The organism is Candidatus Nanosynsacchari sp. TM7_ANC_38.39_G1_1 (genome assembly GCF_004138385.1).
Genome location: NZ_PQNZ01000045.1, coordinates 1 through 6580, shown reverse-complemented (window position 1 = coordinate 6580; position 6580 = coordinate 1). Strand labels below are relative to the sequence as shown.

Genomic DNA, 6580 nt, shown 5'->3' with positions numbered 1-6580 from the left:
TACTAAACTTGAACCGCTATCGCATTAAAAACGCAAGCAATATAGTATAATAAACGTATGAATCCGCTAAATGACAATGATATCCAATACGCTGGCCACCCTGAACAGGCGCCGCGACCTGATCCGTTAGTGCCAGAACCGCAGCGCCGGCCGCCGCGCGACCCATTCCGTAAATTCCGCCTGATTATGATTGGCGCTGGCGTTGCTGCCGTTTTAGTGATTGTTGTTGCGATCGTGGTAATGACGCTCGCTCGCTCGTCAACAGTCAAGACAGATGAAAAGAAAAAAACTGACGAGACCAAGGTAGCTCACTTGACTGCCGCCGAAACTATCAAGCACGTTAACGTTTATTTCAAAGGCAAGGAAAAAGCCAAATCGTCAATCACCACTCCAGTAAGAGTCAAAGGAAGGAAATTTTACACCGTGGTGCCCGACCTTGATCAAGTTCAGAGTTTGGCTGGTTACGTTCCTAAGGATAAATCAACCTCGCAGCGCGAATCAATCGAGAAAAATATGGACTACGATGGCTTTACCCGCAAGGTCTTTTCGGAGGGCAGCAGAACAAATTATTTAGCTGATTTCACGCGCGACGATGTCACTTGCCAGCTGAGTACCGATATTTCGCAGCGCGACAAGCTCGGCGATTGGATGGAGATTCGCTGTCTCGACACTAAAGTTTACGCTGAATACGCTGAGGCGCAGCAGCCGGTCGTTTCGGTCTATACCCCGGCCGTGAGTGCCGCTGGACAGTACGGTTTCATCGGTAAGCCAGCTCCGTTCAAGGGCGCACTGAAAGGTTACCAGCTGCTAGAAATTCCAGTCAGCACAGTGTTGTATCAGCGAATGACTGCGCCTGACAATCTAGGATTATTCTATCAGACGCCAGACGGTTTGTGGCATTATTTCCAAGATCGTAACCGCAATATACTGGTTGCCTGCACTCTTTACAATAACCGGGAATTGCGGATGGCTTACGCTGATCAAAAGTGCCAGTCGATTGGCGGCAGTACTAAAGATACGGTGACATATTCTGGCAAACGAGATTAGGTCTCGCCTTATTCTGGCTGTTGGAATATGCAAAGATACAGCGTGTCAAAAAATTAGCTGCAAAAATAATTACCGCTCGTCTATATGAGCGGTAATTATAGTTTGAGCGGGTCTGCCTATGACTCAGCATCGACATCTGGCGTGATGTCGTCGGCCTCCTCGTCAACGCTTTCGGCGTACTCGTCGGCTGGTGAGTCATCCTCCCTAGTGTCGAGCGAACGGACGCCTGTACCCACCGGAATCTTGCGGCCAATGATGACGTTTTCCTTCAGGCCATGCAAGTGGTCGGCGCGGCCGCTGGTGGCAGCGCTAATCAGTACGCGGGTAGTGTCCTGGAAGGACGCAGCACTCAGCCACGAATCGCTCCAGATACTCACCTTGGTAATACCCAAGAGCATTTGCGCGTATTGCGCTGGCTCTTTGCCGTTAGCGACCAAAGCCTTATTCTCGGCAACGACGCGTGCTTTCGAAACGATATCGCCCATAACAAAGTCGCTGTCGCCTGGGTCCTCGATCTGGACGCGGCTAAACATCTGGCGAACGATGATCTCGAGGTGCTTGTCAGCTACGTCTTGGCCTTGCGCGGCGTAGATGCGCAACACTTCGTTGATGATATAGCGCTGAGTTGCCTCGGTGCCCTTCAAGCGCATCAGGTCGTGCAAGTTGAGCGAGCCGATTGTCAAGCGGTCGCCTGCCTCAACGTGGTCATTAGCCGATACCACTAACTGCGCAGTACCTGGAATCTCGTAACGGACTGGCGCGGCAGCGTTAGCGGCAATGACGATAGTGTCTTCGGCGGCTTCGACAACGCCGTCGAATGGCGCTACTAGCGGGCGGCTGTTATCCAAACCTTCAGCGAGAATATCGCCTGCTTTGACGCTAGAACCATCTTGCAGCAGCGGTTTGCGGCCTTCGAGCGGCAAGCGCTCAACGCGGCCAGCCTCTGGCGTGACCTGGACGATATACTTCTTGCCGTCCTCCCAGACATCGACAGTACCAGCTACTTCAGTGATGTAGGCTTGGCCCTTCGGATTGCGCGCTTCGAAGAGCTCTTCGACGCGCGGCAGACCCTGAGTGATGTCGCTACCGGCCACACCAGAGTTATGGAAGGTGCGGAGTGTCAACTGAGTACCCGGCTCACCGACCGACTGAGCAGCGATAACGCCAACTGGTTGGGCAGCACCAACTAGTTCGTTGGTTGCCATGTCAATACCGTAGCTGCGGCGCGGAATACCCTCGAGATTGTTGGTCGAGAGAATCGACTGAATCTTGACCTCGTTGATATTAGTGTCGGCTTCGATTTTGTTGGCGATTTCGCGGGTAATCAACTCGTTAGCGCCGATATAGCCTGGTACAGCATCGCGAGTATAGCGCCCGTACAAGCGATTACCAAAGCTGATCATCGTTTCTTCAGTCTCTGAACGATAAATCATGTAACCCTCGTCGTCACCCTCTTCGTCCTCGACAGTGAAGACATCTTGCGAGACGTCGACCAAGCGGCGCGTTAGGTAACCTGAGTCGGCCGTCTTTAGCGCGGTATCGATCAAACCTTTGCGCGAGCCGCGGGTGGCGACGAACGATTCCAAGCTCGACAAACCACGGGTGTAGTACGAGCGAATTGGCAGCTCGATTTCGCGGTTGGCGGCGTCGACCTGAATACCAATCATGGCGCTAGCTAGCTTGACGTTGCTAATATCACCGCGGGCACCCGAGTTAACCATAATCGAAATGCTAGTGTCGATGTGGTGTAAGTTGTCTTGGAGCAATTTAGTAACTTGATTGTCAACCTTGCGCCAAGCTGCTACCGTCAAATTGTAACGCTCGTCGTCGGTGATCAAGCCCTGGTCGTATTGGTCGGCGATTAACGCGGCATGCTTATCGCCTTCCTGGATTATCTCCTCGGTCTGATCAAGGTGGACATAGTCGTCCTTGCCAGTTGATACTGCGGCCACGGTAGCGAAGCGGAAAGCTAAGCCTTTCATGCGGTCGGCCGTCTTGGCGGTTTCTTCGGCGCCATAACGATCAAAGATTTGCGCTAGAACTTTCTTCAGCTCTTTCTTGGTCTGGACGTTATTGTTGTAAGGAAAATCGTCCGGCAAGATTTCGTTGAAGAAGACGCGGCCCAGCGTGGTGTTGTGAATCTCGCCCTTGGCGCGAACCCGAATCGGGCTTTGCAAGTGAAGCCGGCCCATATCGTAAGCCAGCTCAGCGTCGCGGCTATTAGCAAAGACAGCGCGATGCTCGGTCTGGACGCTCGGCTTTTCGTAGGTCAGGTAGTAGTTGCCGAGCACGATATCCTGGCTGATACTAAGCACTGGACTACCATCGGCTGGCTTAAGCAAATTATTAACAGCGCTCATCAGCTCGCGAGCTTCAGCCTGAGCGTCATCGGACAACGGCAAGTGAACAGCCATCTGGTCGCCGTCAAAGTCGGCGTTGAAGCCGGCACAGACTAGCGGGTGCAGCTGAATCGCCTTGCCCTCGACTAATTTCGGCTGGAAAGCTTGGATACTCAAACGGTGCAGGCTCGGTGCGCGGTTAAGCAAGACGTACTTGCCCTTAATGACCTCGTCGAGTGCGTCCCAAACCACTGCTTCGCTCGACTCGATCAGACGAGTAGCGCTGCGGATATTATGCGCGTAATCATGCTCAATCAGCCAGCTGATGACAAATGGTTTAAACAACTCGATCGCCATTTGCTTTGGCAAGCCGCACTGATTGATTTTAAGCTTCGGACCAACGACAATTACCGAACGGCCAGAGTAATCGACGCGCTTACCGAGCAGGTTCTGGCGGAAGCGGCCTTGTTTACCTTTGAGCATGTCGCTAAGACTCTTCAAGCGCCGGCGGTTGCCAGTGGCATTGACAGCCCGGCCGCCGCGCGCTGATGAATTGTCGATCAAGCTATCGACAGCTTCTTGTAGCATGCGCTTTTCGTTACGCTGAATCACTTCTGGTGCGTTCAATTCAATCAGTTTCTTGAGGCGATTATTGCGGTTAATGACGCGGCGATAAAGATCGTTCAAGTCGCTCGTCGCGAAACGGCCGCCTGCCAGCGACACCATTGGCCGTAGGTCTGGCGGAATCACCGGTAGAACCGTCATACACAGGCTCGACGGCTTGATGCCAGCTGCTTGCATGCCTTCTAGAACCTTGAGCCTTTTTAGTAATTTTTTCTCGCGCTGGCCCCTGGCGTCCTCGGATTCTTGTTGCAAATCGGCGATTAGTTTATCGAGGTCGATTTCGTCGAGCATTGCTTTGAGTGCGGTGCCGCCCATGGCTATTTCGACTAATTCTTCGTAAGCTTCCGGCAAGTTGCGATAATCAGTTTCGCTCATTAGCGCGTGCTTTTGCAAGCTTTCTAGCTGCGATTTCTTGGTGGTAAATTGATTTTCTAGCTCTTCGAGCTCTTTGCTCTGTTCTTCGGCCAAAGCCTTGACGTCAGCGCCGTCAGCGCCAGCTTCGCGTTCGTAGCGAATTTTGATAGCGGCGCGAGCAGCTTCAGTCTCGGCCTCGAGGTCGGCTAGTAATTGGTCGCGTTTCTCTTCGTCAACCTTCAGAATTACGTACGTAGCAAAGTAAGCAATCCGCTCGAGATTACGTACTGTGATGCCCAGCAGCAAGCTCATAGCACTCGGCGTGCCGCGCATAAACCAGATGTGCGCCACTGGTGCGGCCAATTGAATGTGGCCCATGCGCTCGCGGCGGACAATTGATTTAGTGACTAATTCGCCGTTTTTATCAACCGCAGCTTCGCGTGAACGAACGCCTTTTAGCTTGGAATCATGCGGATTGATATCCTTGACTGGGCCAAAGATTCGCTCGCAGAACAAGCCGTCGCGCTCTGGCTTTTGGGTGCGATAGTTAATCGTTTCCGGCTTAGTGACTTCGCCGTGGCTCCATTTTAGGATATCTTCCGGGCTGGCAACCACCAAGCGCACTGCGTCAAAATCTGCGATACCAGATGTCGAGACTACTCGTGCCATCTTACGCCTCCTCCTCTTCATTATCGTTTGTATCGTCGTAATTATCGTAATCGCTTTCCTCTTCCGAGATTTGACCGTCATCGTCAATATCGCGCACGCTCATGCCGTCGTCGATATTGCCGATACCGTCAGATTCGTCAAGGTAGGTTTCTTCGTCGTCATCGTCGCCGGAATTATCGCTACCATTGTTATCGTCGCTTGCTGGCACAGTTTTGTCAGCCGGGCCGCTAGTAGCGATGAGATTTTCGGCATCGATATTGTTGGTGTGTTCGTCAACCAGATCGACGCGCAGCCCCAAACCTTGCAGTTCTTTCACCAAAACATTAAAGCTTTCTGGCAGCTTCGGGCCGGTGATGACGTCGTGCTTGATAATTGATTCGTAAGCTTTAGCGCGGCCGTAAACGTCGTCGGACTTGATAGTCAGCATTTCCTGCAAAGTAGTCGCCGCACCGTAAGCTTCTAGCGCCCAAACCTCCATTTCACCGAAGCGCTGGCCGCCGTTTTGCGCCTTACCGCCGAGCGGCTGCTGAGTGACCATGGTGTACGGGCCGGTCGAGCGGGCGTGAATCTTGTCGCTGACCATGTGGTGCAGCTTGATCATGTGCATGACGCCGACCGTAGTGCGCTCTTCAAACGCTTCGCCAGTGCGGCCGTCAAACAATTGGCTCTTGCCGTCGCGGGCAAAACCTGCTTTTTCCAGTTCGTCGGAAATTTGCTGGTCGCTAACACCGTTAAACGACGGCGTTGCTACGCGGTAGCCTAAAGCTCTGGCTGCCATTCCTAAGTGTGTTTCAAACAGCTGGCCCAGGTTCATGCGGCTTGGCACGCCCAGCGGGTTCAAAATCACGTCAACTGGCGTACCGTCTTCCATGAACGGCATGTCTTCCACCGGCAAAATTTTAGCGACGACACCCTTATTACCATGGCGTCCTGCCATCTTGTCGCCGACGCTGATCTTGCGCAGCTGCGCGACGAAGATCTGAATTTGCATTAAGACGCCAGCTTTCAATTCGTGGCCGTTCTCCCGGCTAAAGATCTTGACGCCGACAACCTTGCCGCCGCCCGCGTTGTTCATGCGCTGCGAAGTATCGCGTACGTCCTTAGCTTTCTCGCCAAAGATAGCCCGTAGCAAGCGCTCTTCGCTCGAAAGTTCCTGCTCGCCCTTCGGCGTAATTTTACCGACCAGCACGTCGCCGGCTTTTACTTCGGAACCGATCTGTACGATACCATTTTCATCCAAGTGGCGCAGGCTGTCTTCTGATACGTTCGGAATGTCGCGGGTGACGATTTCCGGCCCCAGCTTGGTTTCGCGGACTTCAACATTGTAATCTTTAATATTGATACTGGTTAGTTCGTCGTCCTGTACTAAGCGCTGGCTCAGGATTACGGCGTCGTCCATGTTATAGCCGCCCCATGGCATGAAAGCGACCAGCAAGTTGCGGCCCAGCGCGATTTCTCCCTCGGCGATTGATGCGCCCTCGATTAGGACATCGCCTTTTTCTACGCGATCGCCGCGGTTAACGCGCGTTTTTTGGTTATAGCAGCGG

Annotated in this window: 2 protein-coding genes and 1 pseudogene; 1 reads left to right on the top strand and 2 read right to left on the bottom strand. The window is 53.1% G+C overall.

Annotated features, from left to right (window positions below):
• The first annotated feature begins 57 nt into the window (after positions 1-57).
• Positions 58-1047: a hypothetical protein gene (locus G1ANC_RS03270; protein WP_129693585.1), complete on the top strand. Its 990-nt coding sequence runs from the start codon at positions 58-60 to the stop codon at positions 1045-1047.
• A 116-nt stretch (positions 1048-1163) separates the two neighbouring features.
• On the opposite strand, the gene rpoC is transcribed toward G1ANC_RS03270, so the two are convergent.
• The gene (gene rpoC, locus G1ANC_RS03265) at positions 1164-5033 is read right to left on the bottom strand and encodes a DNA-directed RNA polymerase subunit beta' (protein WP_164998006.1); all 3870 of its coding nucleotides are present in this window, start codon (positions 5031-5033) and stop codon (positions 1164-1166) included.
• A gap of 1 nt (position 5034) precedes the next feature.
• A pseudogene (locus G1ANC_RS03260) lies at positions 5035-6580 on the bottom strand (DNA-directed RNA polymerase subunit beta); the annotation flags it as partial.

Excerpts from the sequence above, each read along its gene's own strand:
- G1ANC_RS03270 (WP_129693585.1), top strand. The coding sequence starts at position 58 with ATGAATCCGCTAAATGACAATGATATCCAATACGCTGGCCACCCTGAA.
- rpoC (WP_164998006.1), bottom strand. The coding sequence starts at position 5,033 with ATGGCACGAGTAGTCTCGACATCTGGTATCGCAGATTTTGACGCAGTG.